The following is a 24,561-nucleotide window of genomic DNA, read 5'->3' on the forward strand; positions in this document are numbered from 1 at the left end:
GGCCTTTTTGCTGGGCCTGGCAGAGCCGATAGAGCCAGAGCGCCTTCGCGCCCTTGTCCCGCCGCTTTACGTCACCGTGCGATTACGCACGCGCTCCGGCGAGAGCACGCTCGGCAGCGCCTTTGGCAGCGTGCCCTGCCAGTCGCGGCTGTAGTGCAGGCCGCGGCTCTCGCGGCGCGAGCGCGCGCTCTCGACGATCAGCGACGCCACATCGACCAGATTGCGCAGCTCCAGCAGATCGCGCGTCACGCGGAAGTTCGCGTAGTACTCGAGAATCTCGTCGCGCAGGAGTGCGATGCGGTGCTGGGCGCGCTCGAGCCGCTTGTCCGTGCGCACGATGCCCACGTAGTTCCACATGAGGCGGCGCAGCTCGTCCCAGTTGTGCGCGACCACGACTTCTTCGTCGGAGTCGGAGACGCGGCTTTCGTCCCAGTCGGGCAGCGGGGCGTGCGCGCCCGCGCCGAAGCCTTCGGCCTCGATCGCTTCGGCGGCCGAACGGCCGATCACGAGGCATTCGAGCAGCGAGTTGCTGGCGAGCCGGTTGGCGCCGTGCAGGCCCGTGTACGACGTTTCGCCGACCGCGTAGAGCCCCGCGAGGTCGGTGCGGCCGGCCAGGTCGGTGACGACGCCGCCGCAGGTGTAGTGCGCAGCGGGCACGACGGGGATCGGTTCTTTTGTGATGTCGATGCCGAACTCGCGGCAACGCGCGAGGATCGTCGGAAAGTGCTCTTCAAGAAACGCGGCCGGCTGATGGCTGATGTCGAGATGCACGCAGTCGATGCCGTGCTTCTTGATTTCGAAGTCGATTGCGCGGGCGACGATGTCGCGTGGCGCGAGCTCCGCGCGTGCGTCGTGCGCGGGCATGAAGCGCGTGCCGTCGGGCAGGCGCAGCACGCCGCCTTCGCCGCGCACGGCTTCGGAAATCAGGAATGACTTCGCGTGCGGGTGAAAGAGGCATGTGGGGTGGAACTGGATGAACTCCATGTTCGCCACGCGGCAGCCTGCGCGCCAGGCCATGGCGATGCCGTCGCCGGTGGCCGTGTCGGGGTTGGTCGTGTATAGGTAGACCTTGCCTGCGCCGCCCGTGGCCAGCACCGTGTGCGGCGCCTGGATCGTCACCGTGCGGTCGTTCTGCAGATCGAGCGCGTAGAGGCCATGACAGCGGCGGCCCGGCAGGCCGAGGCGGTCGGACGTGATGACGTCGATCGCCTGGTGATCTTCGAGGATCGTGATGTTCGGATGCTGGCGCGCGCGCTCGAGCAGCGTTTGCACGACGGCGTGGCCGGTGGCGTCGGCGGCGTGGATGATGCGCCGGTGGCTGTGGCCGCCCTCGCGCGTGAGATGGAAGCCGAGCTCGGCGGCGGCGTCCTTCGTGAACGGCACGTCCTGGCCGATCAGCCACTCGATGGCTTCGCGCCCGTGCTCGACGATGTAGCGCGTGGCTGCCTCGTCGCACAGGCCGCCGCCGGCGACGAGCGTGTCGTCTACATGGTTCTCCACGCTGTCGGCCGAATCGAGCACCGCGGCGATGCCGCCCTGTGCCCGGTCGCTCGCGCCCTCGGTCATCGCGCGCTTGGCGATCAGCACCACGCGGCGCGTGTCCGCGAGGTTCAGTGCGACGCTCAATCCCGCCAGCCCGCTGCCGACGATCGCTACATCGAAATTCATGGTCCTGCCTCTCCGTCTCTCTTGTTCTGCTGCTTCGTGTCGCCTGAAGCCGCGCTGCGACGCCTTTTGCCGGTGGCGTGCGCGCAGGCGGCCGGTGAAGCGGGAAGCATACTCCGAGAGGGGAGCGGACGAAAAGCCGCACTTGCGGCGCAAAAAGAAAAACCCCGCCTTTCGGCGGGGTTTTTCTGTCTTCGTCTGGCTCGAAACCCGATCAATTACTTGATCTTGGTTTCCTTGTACTCGACGTGCTTGCGAACAACCGGGTCGAACTTCTTGATCGACATTTTTTCCGGCATGTTGCGCTTGTTCTTCGTGGTCGTGTAGAAGTGACCCGTACCTGCGGTCGACTCGAGCTTGATCTTGTCGCGGATGCCCTTGGCCATGATTTACTCCTTACAGTTCGCCGCGTGCGCGCAGGTCTGCGAGCACGGAGTCGATGCCGTTCTTGTCGATCAGGCGCAGGCCTGCGTTCGAGATGCGCAGACGCACCCAACGGTTTTCGCTTTCAACCCAGAAACGGCGGTTTTGCAGATTCGGGAGGAAACGGCGCTTGGTCTTGTTGTTAGCGTGGGAAACGTTATTGCCGCTCATCGGCGCTTTCCCAGTGACTTGGCATACACGTGCCATGAGTGCACTCCTACGGAAATTCTGAGTTCGAGAGCCGCTTAAGTTTCCCAGGCGAGAAATGGCCGGAAAGGAGAGCGCTCACGTATGGATGAGAGACAACCTCGAACCCAGGCCATATTTCCCCTAGAACGCCTCGACGGGCTTAGGAACAGGGTTGGAAATAGGCAAACCGGAATTCTAGCAGGAAAATGCCAGGAAAATCAAACGCGATTTGCGAATGGCCGTGGTGACAGTGCGCGCCGGCGCGCACTGCAAAATGGGTTCCGATGCTGTTGCGTCAATCGAGGCCGTGGCTGGCAAACGAAAATGTCTCCTGCGTGCCGATGATCAGGTGGTCCACAAGCTGGACTTCGACGAGTGCGAGCGTTTCGCGCAGCACCCGTGTCAGGCGCCGGTCGCTTGCACTTGGCTGGACCGCGCCCGACGGATGGTTGTGCGCGACGATCAGGCTCGCCGCATTGAGCATCAGTGCGCGCCGGACGATTTCGCGGGGATACACCGCCATGCGCGTGAGCGAGCCGCGCGTGCTCTCCTCGGTGCGGATCAGCCGATGCCGCACGTCAAGGAAGAGACAGACGAACACCTCATAGCCTCGTCCGCCGATCAGCAGGCGAAGATAGTCTTCGACCGCGCCGGGCGAATCGATCAACGGTTTATCTTCTAGTTGCTCGGCGAGCGCGCGTCGGGCGAGCTCGAGTACGGCGACGAGCGTCGAAGCCTTGGCTGGCCCAATGCCGCGCAGGCTCTCGAATTCCTCGCGCTGCGCGTCGAGCATGGCGCGCAGCGATCCGAAGTGCCCGAGCAGCGAGCCGGCAACGTCGAACACGTTGTGGCCCCGCTGTCCCGTGCCAAGCAGGAGCACGATCAGTTCGAGGTCGGAGAGCGAGGCTGCCCCGGACGCGAGCAGGCGTTCGCGGGGCATGATGCGGCTGCGTGCCTCGGTACGCTCCCCGCCTGGTGCCGGCGTGGCTGGAGCGGGTCCGGGTGCGGGTCCGTGTGCGGCTGCGCGCGCCGCGTCGTGCACGACGGCGATTGGCGGCGCGCCAGCCGCCTCGGCAGCGGCGCCGTCGCGCCAAAGCGGCTTGCTACAGGCGATTTCGAACATTCGATCTCCTCGCGTCGGGCAGCGCGCGCACCATGCGCGTGGCCGCCGTCCTGCAACTATGTGGCTTACAATAGCGGTTTCCCGACCGCGCGAAGGCGGCCGGACCGGCCCCTTGAGGGCGCCTCTCGCGCGCTACGCGTTGCGCTCGCGCCCAGACGAATACGAGTACCGCATGAGCATCATCGACATCTCCGAGGTGAAACCCGGTTCCCACGTCACACTGAACTACCGGCTTTCGCTTGCCGATGGCACCGAGATCGTCAATACGTTTGTCGACCGCCCGGCTACGCTGCTGCTGGGCGTCGGGCAGCTTTCGCCGCCGTTGGAGAACATTTTGCTGGGTCTGAAAGTGGGGCACCACTCCACCTTTCAGCTAGAGCCTGGCGTCGCTTTCGGCCAGCGCAATCCCGATCTGATCCAGCGCGTGTCGCTCAAGACGTTGCGCGATAACGCCATGATCGGCGAGTCGTTCAAGCCCGGCGACCTCATCGAGTTCAACGCGCCCGACGGCGGCCGCTACGCTGGCGTGCTCAAGGAGGTGAACGAGACCTCCGCGCTGTTCGATTTCAACCATCCGCTCGCTGGCCAGGCGGTTGCGTTCGAAGTGCAAATCATCGGAATCCTCTAAAGCCCATGACCACGGACACATCCCTTCTGGCCGACGCCGAAATCCTGCTCGCTCAGCCGCGCGGGTTTTGTGCCGGCGTCGACCGCGCCATCGAGATCGTCGAGCGGGCTATCCAGCTCCACGGCGCGCCAATCTACGTGCGCCACGAGATCGTCCATAACGCCTACGTCGTCGACGACCTGCGCAAGAAGGGGGCGATCTTCATCGAGCAGCTCGACGAAGTACCGGCCGGCAACACCGTCATCTTCAGTGCGCACGGCGTGTCCAAGGCCGTGCGCGCCGACGCCGAGGCGCGCGGTCTGCGCGTCTACGACGCGACCTGTCCGCTCGTGACCAAGGTGCACGTCGAAGTGGCGAAGATGCGTGACGAAGGTCTCGACATCGTGATGATCGGCCACAAGGGACACCCGGAAGTCGAAGGCACGATGGGCCAGGTGCGCGAGGGCATGTATCTGGTCGAGGATATCGACGACGTGGAGGCGCTCGATCTGCGCGATCCGCGGCGCGTGGCGTTCGTCACGCAAACCACGCTGTCCGTGGACGACGCCGCCGAGATCATCGCCGCGCTCAAGGCGCGCTTTCCCGAGATTCGCGAGCCCAAGAAGCAGGACATCTGCTATGCCACCCAGAACCGCCAGGACGCGGTCAAGTTCATGGCGCCGCAATGCGACGTCGTGATCGTGGTGGGCAGCCCGAACAGCTCCAACTCGAACCGCCTGCGCGAAGTGGCCGAAAAGCGCGGCATCCCGGCCTATATGGTGGATGCGCCCGACCAGATCGACCCGCGCTGGCTCGAAGGCAAGCGCCGCATCGGCCTGACGGCAGGCGCGTCGGCGCCGGAGGCACTTGCACAGAAGATCATCCAGCGTCTGCATGAGCTTGGCGTGCGCAATGTGCGCGCGCTCGAGGGCATCGAAGAGAACATCGCATTCCCGTTGCCGCGAGGTCTCGGACAACCGGCCTGAACGCTGGGTCGCACCCCGGTTTCGCCGTAAAGCGCGCCAAGTGGCGCGCTTTTTTTTTGCCCGGTGAAAACGACGGCGCGCACCGTGCGTCATTAAATAGGGTGGCATCAATCGAAACGTGAGGTAAACCACGTTGCTCCGGCTCGGTCTTATTAGTGTTTTCGCTAGAGGGCGGGGTCGAATTTCGCGATGTGACCCCGATATTTTGAAGGTTCGGCCGCATCCAATCCCCCGCGCATCGATTCGGCGCGAAATCTCAATATTCACTTGAATGCATGTGGCCGGATGTGTGATGCCCTTCCGATAAGGCATAGCGCCACGCCGAAACAACACTTGATGCGAGCCGCGCCTGATTTCGGTGCAACTGGTGCACCGAAATCAGGCGCAACCCTGGGTGCAACCATACTCGTCGTCTTATTTCAAAAATTGGTTGCAATGCAGGAAAACCCTGTCGGTTCAACAATATTGCCGGTCGCATAATTGGAGTTACAATGCGCGCGTTCTGGGGGCCGAACGGACTCGTGAGGCCCTGCAGACAAGCGTTTCGGAAGGCGCAGGAGACCTGATTAATGCAAGTCGAGTTTGCTTTTGCCGCGTCCTCGGCGGCTGCGGTTGCAACGCACCCCGTGTGGTTCTTCCGCAGTGCCGAAACGGGTATCAGCGCAACATCGATAACCGGCATGCATGTTGCTCATGCAGGCGGCACGAATGCAGTTTTCGTGACGGACCAAAAGGTTCTGGCCGATGCTGCCGTAAACGGTAGCGCGGCAGGGACGCAGGGTCCGTCTGCCGGCTGGTCCAAAGCCGTGTACGGACATGCGGCGTCTTTCGACGCCGCCGGCCGTACCTGCGCCAAGGGCTGCCCGAAAGTGGGAGTCATGACGTATGACGCACGCAAGGCTGGCCGTGAGGCCCGCCGCGCAAGCGTCGTCGCGAAAGTGACAGGTAGTTGAACCCGACGGCACCGAACCATCCGACGGTGCCGTTTTTGCATCCGCTTCCGGCGAGCAAGCAGCTGCAACACAGCGGCAACGCGAACTGGACGTGGCCAACCTTTACCGGTCTTTTACTTCAGTACCCGAGAGTGTCGTTGCGGTTCCGTAAAACATCGCCCACCGGCCGATGACGAGCGCGAATCCGGTCGCACGGGCAAAGGAGCATTAAATGGATATTTTCATCCAGCAGATCCTGAACGGGCTGGTGCTTGGCAGCATCTACGCCATCATCGCGCTGGGCTACACGATGGTGTACGGGATTCTGGGCATCATCAACTTCGCGCACGGCGACGTGCTCATGGTCGGCGCGATGGTCGCGCTTTCCACGATCAATGTGCTGCACAATCACTTCCCGGGCCTCGGGAACATCCCCACGCTGATCATTGCGCTCGTGGTAGCCGCGATTGTCTGTGCCTTCGTCGGGTACACGATCGAAAGAGTCGCGTACCGGCCGCTGCGGCGCGCGCCACGTCTCGCGCCGCTGATCACCGCCATTGGCGTGTCGATCCTGCTGCAGACGCTCGCGATGATGATCTGGTCGCGTAACCCGCTGGCCTTCCCGCAACTGATCTCGACCGATCCGATCAACGTGATCAAGGCGACCGACACGAGCGTAGGCGCCGTGATCTCGCCCACCGAAATCGTGATCATCGCCGTCGCGTTCCTCGTGATGGCGGGCCTCTTGCTCCTCGTGCACAAGACCAAGCTCGGCCGCGCGATGCGCGCCATCGCCGAGAACCCCGGCGTCGCGAGCCTGATGGGCGTGAACCCGAACTTCGTGATCTCGGCCACCTTCATGATCGGCTCGGCGCTTGCCGCGCTGGCCGGCGTGATGATCGCCTCCGAATACGGTAACGCGCACTTCTACATGGGCTTCATTCCCGGCATGAAGGCGTTCACCGCGGCGGTGCTGGGCGGTATCGGCAACCTGGGCGGCGCCATGGTGGGCGGCGTGCTGCTCGGCCTGATCGAGCAACTCGGTGCGGGCTACATCGGCGGCCTCACCGGCGGTGTGTTCGGCAGTAACTATCAGGACGTATTTGCATTCATCGTGCTGATCATCGTGCTCGTGTTCCGTCCGTCGGGGCTGCTGGGCGAACGTGTTGCGGACCGTGCATAAGAGGGGGTAGCACAACATGACTTCTATTCAACCGATCGAGCCGTCGACGACGCTGATCCCCGAGAAGAACACGACCCGGACCCTGACGGTCGGGATCGTGACGGCCATCGTCGTGGCCGCGCTGCCCTTCGTGGTCGGCGCCGCGGGCGGCAACTACTGGGTCCGTGTGCTGGACTTCGCGATGCTCTATGTGATGCTCGCGCTGGGCCTGAACGTGGTGGTGGGCTTCGCCGGCCTGCTGGACTTGGGCTACATCGCGTTCTATGCGGTGGGCGCCTACGTTGCCGCGCTGCTGACGTCGCCCCACCTCACGAACCAGTTCGAGTGGATCGCGCACATGTTCCCGAACGGCTTGCATACGCCGTACTGGATCGTCGTGCCGTTCGCGATGGGGCTCGCCGCGTTTGCGGGTATCGTGCTCGGCGCACCGACACTGCGTCTGCGCGGCGACTATCTCGCGATCGTGACCCTCGGCTTCGGGGAAATCGTTCGTATCTTCATGAACAACCTCGACCGTCCGCTGAACATCACCAACGGGCCGCAGGGCATCACGGGCGTGGCGCCGCTGCATGTCGCGGGCATGGATCTCTCGCAGCCGCATACGATCCTCGGTTTCACGTTCACCGCGGTGTACTGCTACTACTACGTGTTCGTGATATGCGCGCTGTTTGTGATCTGGGTGTGTACGCGCCTGCAGCACTCGCGTATCGGCCGTGCATGGGCCGCGATCCGCGAAGATGAAATTGCCGCCAAGGCCATGGGCATCAACACCCGTAATGTGAAGCTGCTCGCGTTTGCGATGGGCGCTTCGTTCGGCGGCCTCTCGGGCGCGATGTTCGGTGCCTTCCAGGGTTTCGTTTCGCCGGAGTCGTTCACGTTCTGGGAATCGGTCGTGGTGCTCGCCTGCGTGGTGCTCGGCGGCATGGGCCACATTCCGGGCGTGATTCTCGGCGCGGTCCTGCTTTCGATCTTCCCCGAGTTCCTGCGCTCGACCATGGGGCCGCTGCAGCATGCGCTGTTCGGCCACCAGATCATCGATACCGAAGTCATTCGACAGCTGCTCTACGGCCTCGCGATGGTCGTCATCATGCTCTACCGCTCGGAAGGCCTCTGGCCCGCGGCGAAGCACGAAGACAAGATCGCGAAGATCGCGAAGCGTACGAGCAAGAAGCCGGTGCGCGCCTAAACGACAGGACGGGAGACACAGCATATGAGCAACAACCAAATCCGCCTGTCCGTGAAGGGCGTGAACAAACGCTTCGGCGGCCTGCAGGCGCTCTCCGACGTGGGCCTGCAGATCGAGGCCGGCACGATCTACGGCCTGATCGGCCCGAATGGCGCGGGCAAGACCACGTTCTTCAACGTGATCACGGGCCTCTATACGCCGGATTCGGGCGAATTCCGGCTCGACGGCGACACCTATACGCCCACCGCCGTTTATCAGGTGGCGAAGGCGGGCATCGCGCGCACCTTCCAGAACATTCGCCTGTTCGGCGGCATGACCGCGTTGGAAAACGTGATGGTGGGCCGCCACGTACGTACGAAGCACGGCCTTCTGGGCGCGGTGTTCCAGACGCCGGCCGAGCGCAAGGAAGAGCGCGAGATCAAGGAGCGCGCGCTCGAACTGCTCGAATACGTGGGCATTTCGCAGTACGCCGACTACACCTCGCGCAACCTCTCGTACGGCCATCAGCGCCGCCTCGAAATTGCGCGCGCGCTCGCGACCGATCCGAAGCTGCTCGCGCTCGATGAGCCGGCGGCGGGCATGAACGCGACCGAGAAGGTCGAACTCACGCGCCTGCTCGACAAGATCCGCGCCGATGGCAAGACCATCCTGCTGATCGAGCACGACGTGAAACTGGTGATGGGCCTGTGCAACCGCATGACAGTGCTCGACTATGGAAAGGTGATTGCCGAAGGCCTGCCGCACGACGTGCAGAAGGACCCGAAGGTGATCGAGGCATATCTGGGCGCGGGAGTTCACTGATGGCTACACCGGTTCTGAAAATCAAGGGCCTGCAGGTCAACTACGGTGGCATTCAGGCGGTCAAGGGCGTGGACATGGAGGTCCAGCAGGGCGAGCTCGTCACGCTGATCGGCGCGAACGGCGCGGGCAAGACCACCACCATGAAGGCGATCACGGGCCTGAAGCCGTATTCGGCAGGCGACATCGAGTACATGGGCCAGTCGATCAAGGGTGTGCCGGCCCACGAGCTGCTCAAGCGCGGCCTCGCGATGGTGCCGGAAGGCCGCGGCATCTTCGCGCGCATGTCGATCGTCGAGAACATGCAGATGGGCGCGTACCTGCGCAACGACAACGACGGCATCAAGAAGGACGTCGACCGCATGTTCGGCTTCTTCCCGCGCCTGAAGGAGCGCGCGACACAGCTCGCGGGCACGCTCTCGGGCGGCGAGCAACAGATGCTGGCGATGGCGCGCGCGATCCTCAGCAAGCCGAAGCTTCTGCTGCTCGATGAGCCGTCGATGGGTCTCTCGCCGATCATGGTTGAGAAGATCTTCGAGGTGGTGCGCACGATCTCGGGGGAGGGCATCACGGTGCTGCTCGTGGAGCAGAACGCGCGGCTTGCGCTGCAGGCGGCCAACCGCGGCTATGTGATGGACTCGGGTCTCGTGACGATGGAAGGCGACGCAAAGAAGATGCTCGACGATCCGAAGGTGCGCGCGGCGTATCTGGGTGAATGAGTCGGTGAATGAAGGTTGGCGGTCTTCGTGACCGCGAAAGAACGAAAGCCGCATGGACTCGAGGTCCATGCGGCTTTTTTAATGGCGCGGCGAACAGAACGAGAACGCCAGTCGTTACGCACTTGCTTCGGATTCCTGCGTACTGAGCCGCTTGCCGAGGCTCACGACCGCATCGGCGCGATAGCCGAGCGCGTCGTAGAACGCGAGCACGTCGGGCTTGTTGCTGAGCACCTGAAGATTGAGCTTCGGGCACCCCATTGCGCTCAGCGCATGTTCCGCATGGCGCACGAGCCGCGTGCCGACGCCAAGCCGCCGCGCATCCCGAGCCACGGCGAGCGAATAGAGCCAGCCGCGATGGCCGTCGTAACCTGCCATCACCGTGCCGACGACCGCGCCGCCTTCGCCGTCCTCGTCGCGCACCGCCACGAAGAACAATTCGGGCTGCGTACCAAGCTTGTTCGCGATCGAGCGCCGCGGATCGCGCTGTGGCCGGCTCGCATCCCCGTATTCGGGAAACGCTTCTAGCCACAACGCGAGCACTGCGTCGGTATCGGCCACGGTGAAGGTGCGGATCGAAATGGACACGGAGCGCCTTTTTGCGTGCTTACAGCGAATCGAGCACCGTGCGCAGCATCGCCATCATCTGGTCGATCTCTTCGTTCGTCACGTTGAGCGCGGGCATGAAGCGCAGCAGATTCGGGCGCGCCGCGTTGAGCAGCAGGCCGTCCGGTTGCATCAGGCGCGCCTTCTCGACGATCTCCGGGCCGATGTCCTTGCCGAGCAGCAGCGCGCGCAGGAGACCTTCGCCGCGCTCGCCCTGGAAGCCGCGCTCCGCCGACAGTTCCAGCAGCTTCTCGCGCAGATACTGACCGCGTGCGCGCACGCCTTCGAGGAAGCCCGGCGCGACCAGTTGCGAGATCACCGAATAACCCGCGGCCGTCATCAGCGGGTTGCCGTTGTAGGTGCCGCCTTGATCACCGGCTTCGAACACCGTGATTTCCTTCTTCGCGAGCAGCGCCGCGAGCGGCACGCCGCCGCCGATGCCCTTGCCGAGCGTCATGATGTCCGGCTCGATGCCCGAGAGCTCGTAGGCGAAGAGGGTGCCCGCTCGGCCGCAGCCGCTCTGCACTTCGTCGACGATCAGCAGGATGCCGTGCTTCTTCGTGAGCGCGCGCAGTTGCTGCATGAATTCGCGCGTGGCGGGAATCACGCCGCCTTCGCCCTGGATCGGCTCGAGCATCACGGCGACGGTCTTGCCTGTGATGAGCTTCTCGACCGAGGCGATGTCGTTCAAGTCGGCCTTCGGGAAGCCCGGCACTTGCGGCGCGTAGATCGTGTCCCAGCCCGGCTTGCCGCTCGCCGACATCGTCGCGAGCGTGCGGCCGTGGAAGCTGTGGTCGAACGTGATGATCTCGTAGGCGCCGTCGCGGAACTTCTTGCCCCACTTGCGCGCGAGCTTGATCGCGCCTTCGTTGGCTTCCGCGCCGCTGTTGGCGAAGAACACCTTGTCGAAGCAGCTGTGCTCGGTGAGCAGGCCCGCGAGCTTCGCCATCGGCTCGTTATAGAAGGCGGGCGACGGGTTGATGAGCAGGCGTGCCTGCTTCTCCATCGCCTCGATCATGCCTTCGTTGCAGTGCCCGAGGCTGTTGACGGCCCAGCCCTGGATGAAGTCCAGATATCGCTTGCCTTCGTTGTCGTACAGCCACGACCCCTTGCCATGCGTGAAAACGATTTCGGGCCGGTTGGTGATGTACATCAGCGACTCGATCGGGTACTCGGAAAAATTCATGGCAACGGGCTCCGCGCTGGGACTGCAATAAGGGTTGGAAAGAAGCCGTCAAAACCGGCAGACAAACAAAAAGCCACGGACTGGCCGTGGCTTTCGTGATTCGAACTACATGTGCGTTGGGGGTTCAACCCACGTGCAACGCGCGTCCGCGACCGAGCCAGGCCCTAAGGATGGGGCGGGCGGCGACGTCGGAGGGCGGACAGGATGCAGTTCATGGGCGCAAGAATACGACAAGGGCGGCGGCGCTGTAAACCGTCAATGTGCCAATTTGCTTCGATGAGCCGAAGAATTTTTCGTGACGGCTCGCCAGCACGCTTACCCGAGTGCGCTTCTACGCGCGCAAATCCGCAAAGGCATTGCGCGTGCAACGGGTGCACGGCAGGCGCACACGACGCCCGCCCGTGCGCCGCTCAGACAGGATTCGCGAGGTCCGCGGCGCTCGTGAACGAATCCGCGTAGAACTCGTCTTCGGGCAGCCCGTGATGCTGCGAGAAGTCGCGCTGCGCCGATTCCACCATCACCGGCGCGCCGCACGCGTAGACCTGGTAGCCGGAGAGATCGGGCAAATCCTCGATCACGGCGCGGTGCACGAAGCCCGTGCGGCCGGTCCAGTTGTCGTCGGCGGCGGGCTCGGAGAGCACCGGCACGAAGCTGAAGTTCGGGATGTCCTTCGCCCACTGCTCGGCGAGGTCCAGCAGGTACAGGTCCTTCTTCTGGCGCGCGCCCCAGTAGAGCGTCATCGGGCGGTTCAGATTTTTGTGGACCGCGTGCTCGACAATCGCCTTGAGCGGCGCGAAGCCGGTGCCCGAGGCGAGCAGCACGATGGGCTTTTCAGAATCCTCGCGCAGGAAGAAGGTGCCGAGCGGCGCCTCGAAGCGCAGGATGTCGCGCTCCTTCATCTGCGAGAAGACGTGGTCGGTGAACTTGCCACCCGGCATATGGCGGATGTGCAGCTCGAGCGGGCCTTCCTCGTGCGGCGCGGTGGCCATCGAGTAGCTGCGGCGCGTGCCGTCCTTGAGGATGAACTCGAGGTACTGCCCCGCGAGATACTGCAGGCGCTCGTTGGCGGGCAGTTGCAGCTTCAGGACGACGACGTCGTCGGCGCGGCGCTCGATCGCGGCGATGCGGGTGGGCAGCTTGCGCACCTGGACGTCGCCGACGCCCGCCACTTCGCGGATATCGATTTCGAGGTCGGTCTGCGCCGTCGCGCAGCAAAAGAGGGCCATGCCGCGCGTTTTCTCGTCGTTCGAGAGCGCCGAAGCGGCGTGCGCGCGCTGCTCGACTTCGCCGCTGCAGACCGTGCCCTTGCACGAGCCGCAGGCGCCGTTCTTGCAGCCGTACGGCAGGCCGACGCCCTGGCGCAGGGCCGCGTTGAGGATGGGTTCGTCGGGTTCGACCTGGAACTGCCGGCCGCTTTGCTTGAGCGTTACGTTGAAGACCATATTCGAGAAAGCTTGAGTCTGAAATCCGGGAGATTGAGCTGGGTTGTGTCTCGTGTGGCCGATGTCCGGCCTGCTTTAGCCTGCCTGAGCCTGTTCCGGCCTGCTCGGGCCGTCGCCGCCCGGCGCCGGCGGCTAAAATGGGTCCACCATGATTGCCACACGAACCTTGCGCCGCGCGCGCATCCTCATTGTCGGTTGCGGCGATGTCGGCCTGCGCTGCGTTGCCCAGTTGCAGGCGCGGCGCGGCCGACCACGCATCTTTGCGCTCACGCGCCGAGCGGAGCAGACCGGGACGCTGCGCGCCGCGGGCGCGGTGCCGGTTGCCGGCGACCTCGACGTGCGCTCGCGCCTCACGCGCATCGCCGGACTCGCGAGCGTCGTGCTCCACCTCGCGCCACCCGCCAAAGACGGCGACGACGATTTGCGCACACGCAGGCTGATTGCGGCACTCAAGGCGCGTCGGCGCCCGGCGGCGCGGCCGGCCCAAAGCGGGGCATCCAGCCGCGTGGCCAGGAGCGTGCCAGCGCGTGCGCCAAGGCCTGCAATGCCGTCGGCATTGATGCGTACATCGACGCGCACATCGCATCCGAAATCGTTTTCTATTGTACCCGAGCGCACCCGCCGCGCCGCCCATGCCTACCCGGCGCATCCCACGCTCGTCTACGCGAGCACCACGGGCGTCTATGGCGACTGCGGCGGTGCGCACATCGACGAAACCCGCCCGGCGCGGCCTGCCAACGCGCGCGCGAAACGGCGCGTGGCCGCCGAACGGCAGTTGCGGCGCGCAACGGCGCGCGGCGCGCTCAAGGCGACTATCGCCCGCATCCCCGGCATCTACGCTGCCAACCGCCTGCCGCTCGCGCGGCTCGCGAAGGGCACGCCGGCACTGGTCGAGCATGACGACGTCTACACGAGTCACATCCACGCTGACGATCTCGCGGCCATCCTGCTGCGTCTTGCCACGCACGGACGCCCGGCGCGTGTCATTCACGCCAGCGACGATAGCGAACTGAAGATGGGGGACTATTTCGATCGCGTGGCGGACGCGTTCGGCCTCGCGCGCCCACCGCGCATCAGCCGCGCAGAGGCGGAGCACGAACTCGATCCGACGCTGCTTTCGTTCATGCGGGAATCGCGCAGGCTCGCAAACGCGCGGCTCAAGCGCGAACTGCGCGTGCGCCTGCGCTATCCCGATGTGGATGCCTTTTTGCGCACGCTGCCGCCGTGCCCGTGAACCCGGGCCGGCAGCGCGGCGCAAGCGTGCCGTTCACGTGATTGCCGGCAGCGCTTCGAGCAAGAGGAAGCAGAACAGGGCCCCGATGAGCGCCCCGATCAGATTCGGATGGTATTGATGCCGCATATGCATCGACGCCAGCAAGCCGCCAATCAGAATCGCCCCCAGCGCCATGAATGCCATCAACACGAAAGAGATTTCGAATGAGCCGTTGATGATCATGATGCCCCTCCTTGCAACTTGTAATCGTTGTTGAGTCGAGTATAGGGCGGAACATCTGGAAGGGCATGCTGCGGCGCGGCGCAATGAGGGGCGAAACTGCGCGAGTGCGTGTGCGAACACACGAAGGGCAGGCCGTGCGCGGCGTGCGCCGTGGTTTACCCCGTGTTGCGCAGCGCGTCGAGCGCGGCCGCGTCGAGCCATTTCCACGCACCCGGGGCCAGATCCTCAGGCAGCGCGAAGCCGCCGATACGCTCGCGATGCAGCGCCTCCACGCGGTTGCCCGCGGCGGCAACCATGCGCTTGACCTGGTGGTATTTGCCTTCGAGCACGCTCAACTCGAGCTCGTGCTCCCCGCGCGCATGCGCGGCAACGGCGGCGCTGGGCTCGCGCTCGCCGTGCAGCAGGACGCCTTCGCGCAGCGCCTGCAACTGCGTCTCGTCGAGCGGATGGCGCGTGGTGGCCACGTAGACCTTGGGCACCTTGCGTTTGGGCGAGGTGAAGGCGTGCACGAACTTGCCGTCGTCGGAGAGCAGCAGCAGGCCGGTCGTGTCCTGATCGAGACGCCCCACGCACTGCACGTTGCGCGCGGCGAACTGCGGCGGCAACAGGTGAAACACGCTCAGATGATGTTGCGGGTCGCGCGAGCACTCGTAGCCAGCGGGCTTGTTCAGCGCGAGGTAGGCGTGTGTGTGAAACGGCCAGGGCGAGCCGTCGACGCTGAACTCGAGGCCTTCGGTATCGAAGGTGGCGAGCGGATCGGCGCAGGGCTCGCCCGCGACGGCCACGCGCGCGTCGAGGATCAGGCCGCGGCACTGGCGGCGCGTGCCGAAGCCCTGGGTGAAGAGAATGCTTTCGAGGTTCATGGCGGGACGCCGGCGGCTACAAACCGCAGCATTTTAGCGAACGCCAGCGTGCCACCCGCGCATATGCCCGAATCGAATGCGTTTTTCCACGCGTGATGCCTCGATGGCGAATGAGGTGCCGCGCTCCGTGGGCGTTCGGGTTGAGACGCTTCACGGCGCGTCTCACGAGGATGGCGTAACGTATCGCAACGAACTGGCCGACGCGTGAATCGCGCGCTGCGCCTGACAGTTCACGAGGAGAACGGCATGGCGAAGACGATCGCGGATTATTTGGCCAAGACGCTCGAAGCAGTCGGTGTCGAGCGAATCTGGGGCGTGACCGGCGACAGTTTGAACGGGCTCTCGGCGAGCTTGCGCAAGCTCGGCACGATCCGCTGGATGCATACGCGGCACGAGGAAGTCGCCGCGTTCGCGGCCGGCGCGGAAGCCGCTGCGACCGGCCGCCTCGCAGTATGCGCGGGCAGTTGCGGCCCCGGCAACCTTCACCTCATCAATGGCCTGTACGACTGCCATCGCAATCACGCGCCGGTGCTGGCCATTGCCGCACATATCCCGTCGACGGAGATCGGCCTCGGCTACTTTCAGGAAACCCACCCGACCGAGCTTTTTCGCGAATGCGCCCATTACGTGGAGCTCGTGACGAACGCCTCGCAGTTTCCGCGCGTGCTCGCCACGGCGCTGCGCACCGCCATCGACCAGAAGGGCGTGGCCGTGATCGTCCTGCCCGGCGACGTGGCGCTACTCGACGGACCGGAGGAAGAGCCCGTCTGGGCGCAGCACGCGCGGCCCGCGACGCTGCCGGCGTCCGCGGACCTCGACCGGCTGGCGGACCTGCTCAACCGTTCGGGGGCCGTCACGCTGTTGTGCGGCAGCGGCTGCAAGGGCGCGCACGACGAAGTGGTGGCGCTCGCCGACGCCCTCGGCGCGCCGACCGTGCACGCGCTGCGCGGCAAGCAATATGTCGAATGGGATAACCCTTACGACGTGGGCATGACAGGGCTGATCGGCTTCAGCTCCGGCTATCACGCCATGATGTCGTGCGACACGCTCGTGATGCTCGGCACCGACTTTCCCTATCGCAACTTCTATCCCGAGCACGCAAACATCGTTCAGATCGACCGCAACGCGGCGGCGCTGGGCAAGCGCGCTCCGCTCACGCTCGGGCTGATCGGCGACGTGCGCGAGACCGTGCGCTCCCTTACGCCACGGCTTACGCGCAAGACCGGGCGCCATTTCATCGAACGCGCGCGCGAGCACTACGCGAACGCGCGCAAGGGGCTCGACGACCTTGCGCGCCCGGCGCCCGCGGGCAAGCCGCTGCATCCGCAATACGTGACCTCGCGCATCGACGCGCTTGCCGCCGACGACGCGATCTTCGCCGTCGACGTCGGCACGCCGACGCTCTGGGCCGCGCGCTACCTGACGATGAACGGACGCCGCCGCCTGCACGGCTCGTTCAACCACGGCTCGATGGCGAACGCGATGCCGCAGGCGCTGGGCGCGCAGGCCGCGCACGCCGGGCGCCAGGTGATCTCGCTTTCGGGCGACGGCGGGCTTTCGATGCTGCTCGGCGACATTCTCACTGCGCGCCAGCTCGATCTGCCGATCAAGATCGTCGTCCTGAACAACGGTTCGCTGGGCTTTGTTGCGATGGAGATGAAGGCGGGTGGCTACGTGGAAACGGGCACCGATCTCGTGGCGACCAATTTCGCCGATATCGCGAAAGGTGCGGGTCTTTTCAGCGTGCGTGTGGAGACTTCGGAAGCGCTCGATGACGCATTGCGCGAGGCGTTCGCGCATGACGGCCCGGCGCTCGTGGACGTGGTGACGGCCAAGCATGAGCTGGCGATGCCGCCGAAGCTGCAGTGGGCACAGGCGAAGGGGTTCAGCCTTTATATGCTGCGGGCAGTGCTGAGCGGGCGAGGGGACGAGGTGGTGGAGCTCGCGCAGACCAACTTGCGCTGATACCCGAGGGGGCCGGCCTGCGGAGCTTGCGCGCCGGAAACAAAAAACCCGCGAAGCCTTGAGCTGTCGCGGGTTTCTGTACTTCTCCGGAACGTGCCGGAATATTCTTTGGTGCCTCGGGCCGGAATCGAACCGGCACTCCTTTCGGAACCGGATTTTGAGTCCGGCGCGTCTACCAATTTCACCACCGAGGCAGTTTTCGCCGTCTGCTTTTAGTACAGACGCTCGAAGTAGCCGCAAATTATGGCGTAAATTCGCCGCCGCGGCAACTATTGACGTCGGCGACGGTGCTCAGATCGTGCGCGAAAAGCGCTCAACCTGCTGGGCCCCGAGGTAGCGGTCGAACACCATTGCGATATTGCGCACGAACATGCGCCCGGCGGGCAGCACTTCGATCCGGTCGGAACTGCGCGCGACGAGGCCGTCGGCTTCGAAGGCGCGCAGGCGCTCCAGCTCGGGCGCGAACGCGGCTGGGAAGCGCACGCCATAGGCCGCCTCGAATTCGTCGAAGCGCAACTCGAGATTGCACATCAGCTCCGTGATGATGTCGCGGCGCAGGCGGTCGTCGGCGGTGAGGCGCACCCCGCGCGTCACGGCGAGCTGCCCGGCGTCGATGGCGGCGCCGTAGCCTGGCAGATCCTTGGCGTTCTGCGCGTAGACGTCGCCGACCTTGCCGATCGACGAGGCGCCGAAGCCGATCAGGTCGCAGTCAGCGCGCGTGCTGTAACCCTGGAAATTGCGATGCAGCGTGCGCTGCGCCTGGGCGCGCGCGAGCTCGTCGGTGGGCAGTGCGAAGTGATCCATGCCGATATAGACGTAGCCTGCCTCGGTGAGTTGCTCGACCACGAGCTGCAGCAGCGCGAGCCGTGTGGCCGGCGAGGGCAGCGTGGCGGCGTCCATCTGGCGTTGCATCTTGAAGAGCTGCGGCATGTGCGCGTAGCCGAATACCGAAATGCGCTCGGGCGCGAGCAGCAAGATCGTATAGAGCGTGCGCTTGAAGCTGGCGACGCTCTGATGCGGCAGCCCGTAAATGAGGTCGACGCTGATCGACTCGAAGCCGTTTGCGCGGGCCGTGTTCATGACGTCCACCGTGAGCTCGAGCGGCTGGACGCGGTTGATCGCGCGCTGCACGACCGGATCGAAGTCCTGTACGCCGAGGCTCAACCGGTTGAAGCCGAGCGTGCGCAGATGTTCGATGGTTTGCGCCGACGCCTCGCGCGGATCGATTTCGATCGAGTATTCCCCTTCGCTGTCGGGGCGCAGCGCGAAGTGCTCGCGCGTGGCGGCCATCAGCGTGCACATTTCCTCCAGCGAGAGAAAAGTGGGGGTGCCGCCGCCCCAATGCAGCTGTGAGACCGGTCGCCTGGTATCGAACAGCGCCGCCTGCAGTTCGATTTCGCGCACGAGCTGCTGCACGTACGGTTTCGAGCGCCTGCGATTTTTTGTCGCGACCTTGTTGCAGCCGCAATAGAAGCAGACTGTGTCGCAAAAGGGGATGTGGAAGTACAGCGAGAGGTCGGTTTCCGCCGCGCCAGGATCGGCCGCGGCGAGCCGGTAGTGATCGAGATCGAAATCGTCGCGGAACTGCAGCGCGGTGGGGTAGGACGTATAGCGTGGGCCGTTTGCGCCGTATTTGGCTAGCAGATCGGGGCGAAAGAGAAGGTCGGTGTCGCTCATGCGGGGTACTCTGGGATGGCCGGCGCGGCACCCGCGGTGCGCCTCGCGGCATCTTGAGCGGGGCGTCTTTCAGCGCCTGATAAGCTCAGTGTAAGAGTCCATTGATCAAGCTGTTTGTGTAAAAAGGTCGCATCTTGCGATGGCACAATGTGAAGTGTTTTTTGCGGTGGCCACGCTTGCGCCGGTCGATGGTCCTTTTTTGAATCTGTAACAGTCTGGTTTCAGGAAGCAGTTGTGAGTGCCGGTTTCCCTTTTCCCGCGTCTGGTCATGCATGCCGCCGCGGTTGCGGCGCATGTTGTATCGCGCCGTCCATCTCGAGCCCGATTCCCGGCATGCCGCACGGCAAGCCCGCGGGGGTGCGCTGCGTGCAGCTCGACGAGGACTTGCAGTGCAAAATATTCGGCTCGCCGTTGCGACCCGCGTGTTGCTCGGGTCTTCAGCCGCAGGCCGAGATGTGCGGCGCGTCGCGCGAGGAGGCGCTCGTCTGGATCGAGCGTCTCGAAGCCGCCACCAGGCCGTAGTTGTGCCGCTCGGCGCCCGCTGAAACCCGTCGTCCCCCCGGTCGTCCCCGCATCGTCCATTAAGGAGATTTCGCATGATCCGACGCGCGACGCGCGCCTCCTCCCCTTCGCGCAACCCCGACGCGCCTCGCGTTGCCCGACGGGCTTTCGTGCTCTCAGCCTGTGCGGCGGCCTGCGCGGCGATGTCGCTCGGCGCCTGTGCGTCCGGCATCTTTCCCTTCATCCCCGATCACTACACCTTCTCGCAGCAGCAGGTGCAGGGCGCGGTGCAGCGCAAGTTCCCCTATCACCGCTCGGTGCAGCAGCTTTTCGATGTGACGCTCGCGAACCCGGTCGTCACCCTGCTTCCCGACCGGAACCGCGTGGCCGTGCGTGTCGATGCGCATCTCGAAAGTCCACTGATGCAGGAGCCGGTGAGCGGTGTGTTCACGCTCTCGAGCGAGCTTGCCTATGACGCGCCGAGCCGCTCGGTCGTCCTGAAGTCGCCCACGGTCGATAGCGTCGATATGGCGGGCGGCGCCGCAATCTATGCGCAGCAGGTGAACGCCGTTGCCGCAGCGGCCGCCACCCAGTTGCTGGCCAACTATCCCATCTACACATTCAAGCCGGATCAGCTCCAGTTTGCCGGTGTTAATTACGAACCCGGTACAATCACCATCCTTACAAACGGCATACGCGTGCAGATCGTCGAGAAATAAGCGACGGGAAGCTCGCCGCGCGCAGCCGTCGGCGGGCGTGCGCGCAAGTGCCATACGGTCCGTCCGACGCATATTTTCCGCAAGGGGAGTGGGGATGGACTGGATTGTGACGTGCAAGGCCCTGATTCTGGGCATTGTCGAGGGGCTGACGGAATTTCTGCCGGTCTCCAGCACCGGTCACCTGATCGTGGCAGGTAGCGTGCTCGGCTTCGACGGCGAGTTCGAAAAGACCTTCGACGTCGTGATCCAGTTGGGCGCCATCCTCGCCGTGTGCTGGGAGTTCCGCCGCAAGATCTGCGCGGTGGTAACAGGCCTGCCCACCCGGCCCGACGCGCGGCGCTTCGCGCTCAACATCGTCGTCGCGACGATTCCTGCCGTGGTGCTCGGGCTGCTGTTCGAGAAGGCGATCAAGTCGGTGCTGTTCTCGCCGGTGCCGGTCGCGTTTGCGCTCGTCGCGGGCGGCTTGATCATCCTGTGGGTGGAAGGGCGCCGGCGCGCGGGAGCGGGCGCCGGCAAGGTGCCGCCGCCTGCGCGCGTGAATTCGCTCGACGACATCTCGCTCTTCGACGCCCTCAAGGTGGGCTGCGCGCAGTGCTGTGCGCTGATCCCCGGCATGTCGCGCTCGGGCTCGACGATCATCGGCGGGATGCTGTTCGGCATCGAGCGGCGCGTTGCCACCGAGTTCTCGTTCTTCCTCGCAATTCCGATTATCTTCGGGGCGACCGTCTACGAAATGCACAAGACCTGGCAGACGCTTTCGGTCGACTGGCTCGGGCTCTTTGGCGTGGGCTTCATTGCCGCGTTCATCAGCGCGTTCGCCTGCGTGCGCTGGCTGTTGCGCTACATCGCCTCGCACGATTTCACGGTATTTGCCTGGTATCGCATCGCGTTCGGCCTCGTGATCCTGCTGTTCGGCTATGGCGGCGGGCTCGACTGGCAGTGATGCGTGCAGGGACGCAATACGCAACGACGCTGGAACCGGCGTCGTCGAAAAGCAAAACGGGCGCCGCGGCGCCCGTTTGTGTTGCTGGTTGTGCTTGCAGAAGATGCGTCAGCCCGCGCGGCGCTTGAACACCAGATCCCATACGCCATGACCGAGCCGCAGGCCGCGGCGCTCGAACTTGGTCACCGGACGATAGTCGGGGCGCGGCGCGTAGTCGGCGGCCGTGTTCTCGAGCGTGGACTCGGCGCCCAGCACTTCGAGCATCTGTTCCGCATAGTTCTGCCAGTCGGTCGCGCAGTGCAGGTATGCGCCCGGCTTCATGCGCGAGACGAGCAACTGGACGAATTTCGGCTGGATGAGGCGGCGCTTGTGGTGGCGCGCCTTGTGCCACGGGTCGGGAAAGAAGATGTGCACGCCGTCGAGGCTCGCGGGCGCGATCATCTGCTCGAGCACTTCGACGGCGTCGTGCTGAATGATGCGGATGTTCGTGAGGTTCTGCTCGCCTACCAGCTTGAGCAGCGCGCCCACGCCCGGCTCATGCACCTCGACGCCGAGAAAGTCGTCGTCCGGGCGCAGCGCGGCGATCTCCGCGGTGCTGGCGCCCATGCCGAAGCCGATCTCCAGCACGCGCGGCGCGTGGCGGCCAAACACGGCGTCCCAGTTGGCGGCCTCGGGCGTGTAGGGCACCACAAAGCGCGGGCCGAATTCGTCGAGTGCGCGGCGCTGGCCGGTCGAGACACGCCCGGCGCGCGTCACGAAGCTGCGAATGCGGCGCAGGTGCAGGCCTTCATCGGCGCTCGCGGCGCTTGTCGGAGCGTCTTCAGCCGTGGTATCGGGCGCAGCCGTGTCCTGCGACGGGTTCGCGGCGTGGTCGTCCGCGTTGGCGGGCGGCGTGCAGCCAGTGCGGGCTGCGTCGTTCGGATCATGGTTCATCTTCGAAGATGGGAGGTGAGGGCAGCGGGCTTCGCGGCGTCGGGCGCTGTCGGTATGGCGCGCAGTGGCACCCGGATAGCGGCGTTCAAACGTTCGCGCCGTGTTGGGCGGAAGGTTCGCGCGTGGACGCTGGCGGCGGTGCGGAACACATTGCTGAAGCACGCCGCCGCTCGCAGCTGGCCGGAGCCGCTTTGGGCAAACCCGGCGCGACGCCGCGCCCGGTTGCGAAGCCGCCGCGCATTATAGCAGCGCGGCCCTGCAGGGCTTTAGGCGGCCTGGAGGGCTGCGGGGCCTAGAGGGCTCTCCGGCAAACGGACTCAGTCCGCTGCCACCGTCACGTGCATGGGCGTGGGTTCTTTCAGCACGAACGTGTCGACGCGGCCTGCACGCACGTCGAACAGCAGGCGCGTGAGATCGGCCACCCGGGCCTCGTGATGCTGGGCGTTGGCGGATAGCTGCTCGTTGGTATTGGCCAGCAGCGTGGTGCGTGCTTTCACGATCAGCGCGATCGCACTGCGGCGAGACATGAAAAATCGTTCCATCGATAACGGCCTGCACGGACGCACAGGCTAAAAAACACGGGGCGGCCGCGGGGATACGCCGCCTGCAAGTGCCGATGCTAGCGCATCGACCAGCCGGTCCGCAGTGAATCGTGCAGCGGGCGGATCAGGGCGGAAATCGCTGGAGCGGCTCATGGCCACTGCCCGCAGGAGGATAGTGGCGTGACGATGCCGCAACGAATCTTGGGGAAACCGGGGCGCCGGGTGGATCGGCCGGCTGGGAAGATGTCGCGGCGCCTTGCAGTCATGCACGAGGCCGCGATGCGAATTCGTGGAGCGGGCGATGGGAATCGAACGCTCACAACGAATCACCCGCAAGTGCTTGATTAAATTGAAAAATTGAGCGGGCAAAAATTGCTCATGTAACAGACTTCTGTTGTAGCTCAATTGTATCAGTCAGGCGACGATCGTCGCTTGAGTCCACTCATGTCACCCTTAACGGCCTTACAAGCTCGCGGTCTGCCGGTGACAGTGCTTGCGGTGTCACAAGCATCACCTTTACGTTCCAGCGGTCCTCGAACTCGTTCATGATCGCGCCCATGTCGGCCAGTGACGGGCGATTGACCGGCGAAATCAGGAGCGTTAGCTCGTATTTCGGATCGTCGTAATCGATCAGTTGCGGATCATGAAACTTGTGAGATTCGATAATATGCTCAATTTCGGCCGCATGAGCGTGAGCGAATCGGACAGAGTTCTTCATCTTTTCGCCTCCCAGCATAAATGCCGCTCATGAGCGAAGTTACGTTTCAGTGTAGAGAGGGCGCACTCGCCCCCTCCTAAACTTCATTTTCCACTACCCTTTCTTCGTCCCCTCGGACTTCTTACGAGACTTCTTCACTGGAACATTTTTTTCTGCCGCACTTTCATCAGTGACTTGTGGCGGTGAGGAATCACTCGGGCCGAGCAGACTCACACGCCGCTCTTCGTCCTTCTCCGCATCCGTGAGTGCTGATTTCCGAAAATCGGCACTTGGAAGCTGCAACATTCCATGAGAGCTACGAGCGGTAGTGGTCGACAGCATTTCTCGGATAGCGCCATATAGCATCGGATATGCCGAATAGCGGACCGCCTTAAATCTATCGACCCCGTGCATATCGCTACCCAAGTAAGTCAAATAGGCGATTGCCTCGATGTCAAATTCATAGGGAAGGACTTTTTTGTTTTGATCCTTGCCAAGAACAGCCATCGAGAATATCACCTGAAAATGACGAGGGTCTTTCGCCTCATCATCAGGGAAGTTTACTTTGGTGCGACGAACAAAATTAACGCCTGAAAAATCATAATTCAGTTGGGGATAGGCGCAAGTGCCCCTATCCGTATTGGGATCAAATTTTGGATTTGCCGAAACTTGAATTTTCACAAATTCAAGTCGGTCAAGTGAAAGCGAAGACGGCTTCATATTAAACTCAATCATTCAGCCAAATGCCACACACAATTCACTCTCGATGCCGCCGAAAGATCCAATCACACCGTCTCGATCGGTTTGCTTCGCACGAGGGAACGGAATCACGTTGCCGGGAGACAGGGAGAATGCCATTACATCGCTGGCATCATCCCTGTCTTCACCAATCGTAAAAAGCTCTCCACGATCTTCGTCAGTTCCACTGCTCTCAATAATTCCGCTGTCGGATCCCTTAATAGAAATAACCAACTCGGTTTCAGCAGCGTCGGCGAGCATATAAAGCGTGTGGAGGGTAACGTTTCCGCGACCTTTCAAAATTCGCGAAATGTTCGCCTCCGAAACGCACAGCCTTTCTGCAATATCGATATTTCTCAAATTGTTATTTCGCATGCAGGTTTTCAGCTGGAGCATCGGATCCAATTTGCGAATGGCGCCCCAAATTGCGGCTTTCTCTTTAATCTTCGCAGCAAATTCCTCGTTGCTTTTTGCCATTTTACTCA

Annotated in this window: 27 protein-coding genes and 1 tRNA gene; 12 read left to right on the plus strand and 16 right to left on the minus strand. The window is 63.7% G+C overall.

Annotated features, from left to right (window positions below; genetic code table 11):
* Positions 1-66 precede the first annotated feature (66 nt).
* The 4 genes from nadB to radC all read right to left on the minus strand — a co-directional run bounded on the left by nadB (position 67) and on the right by radC (position 3,400).
* Positions 67-1,668 (minus strand): L-aspartate oxidase, encoded by a 1,602-nt coding sequence (gene nadB, locus EYW47_RS08775; RefSeq protein ID WP_133194475.1) that lies wholly within the window; start codon positions 1,666-1,668, stop codon positions 67-69.
* Between the two features lie 215 nt (positions 1,669-1,883).
* Positions 1,884-2,051: a 50S ribosomal protein L33 gene (gene rpmG, locus EYW47_RS08780; RefSeq protein ID WP_027817504.1), complete on the minus strand. Its 168-nt coding sequence runs from the start codon at positions 2,049-2,051 to the stop codon at positions 1,884-1,886.
* Positions 2,052-2,061: 10 nt separating this feature from the next.
* A complete protein-coding gene (rpmB, locus tag EYW47_RS08785) occupies positions 2,062-2,295 on the minus strand; it encodes a 50S ribosomal protein L28 (RefSeq protein ID WP_027794135.1) in 234 nt (77 codons plus the stop codon).
* 277 nt (positions 2,296-2,572) lie between these two features.
* Positions 2,573-3,400 (minus strand): RadC family protein, encoded by an 828-nt coding sequence (gene radC / locus EYW47_RS08790; RefSeq protein ID WP_133194476.1) that lies wholly within the window; start codon positions 3,398-3,400, stop codon positions 2,573-2,575.
* 172 nt (positions 3,401-3,572) lie between these two features.
* On the opposite strand from radC, the gene EYW47_RS08795 reads away from it, so the two are divergent.
* The 7 genes from EYW47_RS08795 (at position 3,573) to EYW47_RS08825 (ending at position 9,811) form a co-directional block, all read left to right on the plus strand.
* Complete coding sequence (locus EYW47_RS08795) at positions 3,573-4,028, plus strand: FKBP-type peptidyl-prolyl cis-trans isomerase (RefSeq protein WP_133194477.1); 456 nt, start codon at positions 3,573-3,575, stop codon at positions 4,026-4,028.
* A 5-nt stretch (positions 4,029-4,033) separates the two neighbouring features.
* Entirely contained in the window at positions 4,034-4,993 is a 960-nt protein-coding gene (gene ispH / locus EYW47_RS08800) for a 4-hydroxy-3-methylbut-2-enyl diphosphate reductase (protein ID WP_133194478.1), read from the plus strand.
* A 569-nt stretch (positions 4,994-5,562) separates the two neighbouring features.
* Complete coding sequence (locus EYW47_RS08805) at positions 5,563-5,946, plus strand: hypothetical protein (RefSeq protein WP_133194479.1); 384 nt, start codon at positions 5,563-5,565, stop codon at positions 5,944-5,946.
* Positions 5,947-6,157: 211 nt separating this feature from the next.
* On the plus strand, positions 6,158-7,108 hold the full coding sequence (locus EYW47_RS08810; protein ID WP_133194480.1) for a branched-chain amino acid ABC transporter permease: 951 nt from the start codon (positions 6,158-6,160) through the stop codon (positions 7,106-7,108).
* 16 nt (positions 7,109-7,124) lie between these two features.
* Positions 7,125-8,294 carry an ABC transporter permease subunit gene (locus tag EYW47_RS08815; RefSeq protein WP_133194481.1) on the plus strand — a complete coding sequence of 390 codons (1,170 nt, stop codon included), beginning with the start codon at positions 7,125-7,127 and terminating at the stop codon, positions 8,292-8,294.
* A gap of 24 nt (positions 8,295-8,318) precedes the next feature.
* Entirely contained in the window at positions 8,319-9,095 is a 777-nt protein-coding gene (locus EYW47_RS08820; protein WP_028215777.1) for an ABC transporter ATP-binding protein, read from the plus strand.
* Complete coding sequence (locus tag EYW47_RS08825; protein WP_133194482.1) at positions 9,095-9,811, plus strand: ABC transporter ATP-binding protein; 717 nt, start codon at positions 9,095-9,097, stop codon at positions 9,809-9,811. The genes EYW47_RS08820 and EYW47_RS08825 overlap by 1 nt, the downstream gene beginning before the upstream one ends.
* A gap of 114 nt (positions 9,812-9,925) precedes the next feature.
* Here EYW47_RS08825 and EYW47_RS08830 read toward each other — a convergent pair whose 3' ends face one another.
* The 3 genes from EYW47_RS08830 to EYW47_RS08840 all read right to left on the minus strand — a co-directional run bounded on the left by EYW47_RS08830 (position 9,926) and on the right by EYW47_RS08840 (position 13,042).
* Positions 9,926-10,396, minus strand: coding sequence for a GNAT family acetyltransferase (locus EYW47_RS08830; protein WP_240763611.1), 471 nt, complete (start codon positions 10,394-10,396; stop codon positions 9,926-9,928).
* A 19-nt stretch (positions 10,397-10,415) separates the two neighbouring features.
* Positions 10,416-11,600: an acetylornithine transaminase gene (locus EYW47_RS08835; protein WP_133194484.1), complete on the minus strand. Its 1,185-nt coding sequence runs from the start codon at positions 11,598-11,600 to the stop codon at positions 10,416-10,418.
* A gap of 410 nt (positions 11,601-12,010) precedes the next feature.
* Entirely contained in the window at positions 12,011-13,042 is a 1,032-nt protein-coding gene (locus tag EYW47_RS08840; protein WP_133194485.1) for a CDP-6-deoxy-delta-3,4-glucoseen reductase, read from the minus strand.
* 148 nt (positions 13,043-13,190) lie between these two features.
* On the opposite strand from EYW47_RS08840, the gene EYW47_RS08845 reads away from it, so the two are divergent.
* Positions 13,191-14,276, plus strand: coding sequence for an NAD-dependent epimerase/dehydratase family protein (locus EYW47_RS08845; RefSeq protein ID WP_133194486.1), 1,086 nt, complete (start codon positions 13,191-13,193; stop codon positions 14,274-14,276).
* A 33-nt stretch (positions 14,277-14,309) separates the two neighbouring features.
* Here EYW47_RS08845 and EYW47_RS08850 read toward each other — a convergent pair whose 3' ends face one another.
* Together EYW47_RS08850 and EYW47_RS08855 are read right to left on the minus strand one after the other, a co-directional pair.
* The gene (locus tag EYW47_RS08850; RefSeq protein ID WP_133194487.1) at positions 14,310-14,498 is read right to left on the minus strand and encodes a hypothetical protein; all 189 of its coding nucleotides are present in this window, start codon (positions 14,496-14,498) and stop codon (positions 14,310-14,312) included.
* Between the two features lie 155 nt (positions 14,499-14,653).
* Positions 14,654-15,361, minus strand: a complete 708-nt coding sequence (locus EYW47_RS08855) for a pseudouridine synthase (protein ID WP_133194488.1) — start codon at positions 15,359-15,361, stop codon at positions 14,654-14,656.
* 246 nt (positions 15,362-15,607) lie between these two features.
* Here EYW47_RS08855 and poxB point away from each other — a divergent pair, with 246 nt between their 5' ends.
* A complete protein-coding gene (gene poxB / locus EYW47_RS08860) occupies positions 15,608-17,326 on the plus strand; it encodes a ubiquinone-dependent pyruvate dehydrogenase (RefSeq protein WP_133194489.1) in 1,719 nt (572 codons plus the stop codon).
* 109 nt (positions 17,327-17,435) lie between these two features.
* Here the strand turns inward: poxB and EYW47_RS08865 are convergent.
* Together EYW47_RS08865 and hemN are read right to left on the minus strand one after the other, a co-directional pair.
* Positions 17,436-17,520: transfer RNA gene (locus tag EYW47_RS08865), tRNA-Leu, on the minus strand.
* Between the two features lie 97 nt (positions 17,521-17,617).
* Complete coding sequence (gene hemN / locus EYW47_RS08870) at positions 17,618-19,003, minus strand: oxygen-independent coproporphyrinogen III oxidase (protein ID WP_133194490.1); 1,386 nt, start codon at positions 19,001-19,003, stop codon at positions 17,618-17,620.
* 234 nt (positions 19,004-19,237) lie between these two features.
* Here hemN and EYW47_RS08875 point away from each other — a divergent pair, with 234 nt between their 5' ends.
* The 3 genes from EYW47_RS08875 (at position 19,238) to EYW47_RS08885 (ending at position 21,166) form a co-directional block, all read left to right on the plus strand.
* A complete protein-coding gene (locus EYW47_RS08875) occupies positions 19,238-19,525 on the plus strand; it encodes a YkgJ family cysteine cluster protein (protein WP_133194491.1) in 288 nt (95 codons plus the stop codon).
* A 74-nt stretch (positions 19,526-19,599) separates the two neighbouring features.
* The gene (locus EYW47_RS08880; RefSeq protein WP_133194492.1) at positions 19,600-20,223 is read left to right on the plus strand and encodes a DUF1439 domain-containing protein; all 624 of its coding nucleotides are present in this window, start codon (positions 19,600-19,602) and stop codon (positions 20,221-20,223) included.
* Positions 20,224-20,317: 94 nt separating this feature from the next.
* Entirely contained in the window at positions 20,318-21,166 is an 849-nt protein-coding gene (locus EYW47_RS08885; RefSeq protein ID WP_133194493.1) for an undecaprenyl-diphosphate phosphatase, read from the plus strand.
* 108 nt (positions 21,167-21,274) lie between these two features.
* Here the strand turns inward: EYW47_RS08885 and trmB are convergent, their stop codons facing one another.
* From trmB to EYW47_RS08910, 5 genes are all read right to left on the minus strand, one after another.
* Positions 21,275-22,099 (minus strand): tRNA (guanosine(46)-N7)-methyltransferase TrmB, encoded by an 825-nt coding sequence (gene trmB / locus EYW47_RS08890; RefSeq protein WP_133194494.1) that lies wholly within the window; start codon positions 22,097-22,099, stop codon positions 21,275-21,277.
* A 317-nt stretch (positions 22,100-22,416) separates the two neighbouring features.
* Complete coding sequence (locus EYW47_RS08895) at positions 22,417-22,626, minus strand: hypothetical protein (protein ID WP_133194495.1); 210 nt, start codon at positions 22,624-22,626, stop codon at positions 22,417-22,419.
* Positions 22,627-23,083: 457 nt separating this feature from the next.
* A complete protein-coding gene (locus EYW47_RS08900) occupies positions 23,084-23,359 on the minus strand; it encodes a hypothetical protein (RefSeq protein ID WP_133194496.1) in 276 nt (91 codons plus the stop codon).
* Positions 23,360-23,452: 93 nt separating this feature from the next.
* Positions 23,453-24,058, minus strand: a complete 606-nt coding sequence (locus EYW47_RS08905; protein WP_133194497.1) for a hypothetical protein — start codon at positions 24,056-24,058, stop codon at positions 23,453-23,455.
* A 15-nt stretch (positions 24,059-24,073) separates the two neighbouring features.
* Positions 24,074-24,553, minus strand: a complete 480-nt coding sequence (locus EYW47_RS08910; RefSeq protein ID WP_133194498.1) for a helix-turn-helix domain-containing protein — start codon at positions 24,551-24,553, stop codon at positions 24,074-24,076.
* Between the last annotated feature and the right edge of the window lie 8 nt (positions 24,554-24,561).

Origin of the sequence: Paraburkholderia silviterrae (assembly GCF_004353915.1) — a bacterium.
Classification (GTDB): Bacteria; Pseudomonadota; Gammaproteobacteria; order Burkholderiales; family Burkholderiaceae; genus Paraburkholderia; species Paraburkholderia silviterrae.

Bases quoted from the DNA above. Each gene is read 5' to 3' on its own strand.
- nadB (WP_133194475.1), bottom strand. From the start codon at position 1,668: ATGAATTTCGATGTAGCGATCGTCGGCAGCGGGCTGGCGGGATTGAGC.
- rpmG (WP_027817504.1), bottom strand. From the start codon at position 2,051: ATGGCCAAGGGCATCCGCGACAAGATCAAGCTCGAGTCGACCGCAGGT.
- rpmB (WP_027794135.1), bottom strand. From the start codon at position 2,295: ATGGCACGTGTATGCCAAGTCACTGGGAAAGCGCCGATGAGCGGCAAT.
- radC (WP_133194476.1), bottom strand. From the start codon at position 3,400: ATGTTCGAAATCGCCTGTAGCAAGCCGCTTTGGCGCGACGGCGCCGCT.
- EYW47_RS08795 (WP_133194477.1), top strand. From the start codon at position 3,573: ATGAGCATCATCGACATCTCCGAGGTGAAACCCGGTTCCCACGTCACA.
- ispH (WP_133194478.1), top strand. From the start codon at position 4,034: ATGACCACGGACACATCCCTTCTGGCCGACGCCGAAATCCTGCTCGCT.
- EYW47_RS08805 (WP_133194479.1), top strand. From the start codon at position 5,563: ATGCAAGTCGAGTTTGCTTTTGCCGCGTCCTCGGCGGCTGCGGTTGCA.
- EYW47_RS08810 (WP_133194480.1), top strand. From the start codon at position 6,158: ATGGATATTTTCATCCAGCAGATCCTGAACGGGCTGGTGCTTGGCAGC.
- EYW47_RS08815 (WP_133194481.1), top strand. From the start codon at position 7,125: ATGACTTCTATTCAACCGATCGAGCCGTCGACGACGCTGATCCCCGAG.
- EYW47_RS08820 (WP_028215777.1), top strand. From the start codon at position 8,319: ATGAGCAACAACCAAATCCGCCTGTCCGTGAAGGGCGTGAACAAACGC.
- EYW47_RS08825 (WP_133194482.1), top strand. From the start codon at position 9,095: ATGGCTACACCGGTTCTGAAAATCAAGGGCCTGCAGGTCAACTACGGT.
- EYW47_RS08835 (WP_133194484.1), bottom strand. From the start codon at position 11,600: ATGAATTTTTCCGAGTACCCGATCGAGTCGCTGATGTACATCACCAAC.
- EYW47_RS08840 (WP_133194485.1), bottom strand. From the start codon at position 13,042: ATGGTCTTCAACGTAACGCTCAAGCAAAGCGGCCGGCAGTTCCAGGTC.
- EYW47_RS08845 (WP_133194486.1), top strand. From the start codon at position 13,191: ATGATTGCCACACGAACCTTGCGCCGCGCGCGCATCCTCATTGTCGGT.
- EYW47_RS08850 (WP_133194487.1), bottom strand. From the start codon at position 14,498: ATGATCATCAACGGCTCATTCGAAATCTCTTTCGTGTTGATGGCATTC.
- EYW47_RS08855 (WP_133194488.1), bottom strand. From the start codon at position 15,361: ATGAACCTCGAAAGCATTCTCTTCACCCAGGGCTTCGGCACGCGCCGC.
- poxB (WP_133194489.1), top strand. From the start codon at position 15,608: ATGGCGAAGACGATCGCGGATTATTTGGCCAAGACGCTCGAAGCAGTC.
- hemN (WP_133194490.1), bottom strand. From the start codon at position 19,003: ATGAGCGACACCGACCTTCTCTTTCGCCCCGATCTGCTAGCCAAATAC.
- EYW47_RS08880 (WP_133194492.1), top strand. From the start codon at position 19,600: ATGATCCGACGCGCGACGCGCGCCTCCTCCCCTTCGCGCAACCCCGAC.
- EYW47_RS08885 (WP_133194493.1), top strand. From the start codon at position 20,318: ATGGACTGGATTGTGACGTGCAAGGCCCTGATTCTGGGCATTGTCGAG.
- trmB (WP_133194494.1), bottom strand. From the start codon at position 22,099: ATGAACCATGATCCGAACGACGCAGCCCGCACTGGCTGCACGCCGCCC.
- EYW47_RS08895 (WP_133194495.1), bottom strand. From the start codon at position 22,626: ATGTCTCGCCGCAGTGCGATCGCGCTGATCGTGAAAGCACGCACCACG.
- EYW47_RS08900 (WP_133194496.1), bottom strand. From the start codon at position 23,359: ATGAAGAACTCTGTCCGATTCGCTCACGCTCATGCGGCCGAAATTGAG.
- EYW47_RS08905 (WP_133194497.1), bottom strand. From the start codon at position 24,058: ATGAAGCCGTCTTCGCTTTCACTTGACCGACTTGAATTTGTGAAAATT.
- EYW47_RS08910 (WP_133194498.1), bottom strand. From the start codon at position 24,553: ATGGCAAAAAGCAACGAGGAATTTGCTGCGAAGATTAAAGAGAAAGCC.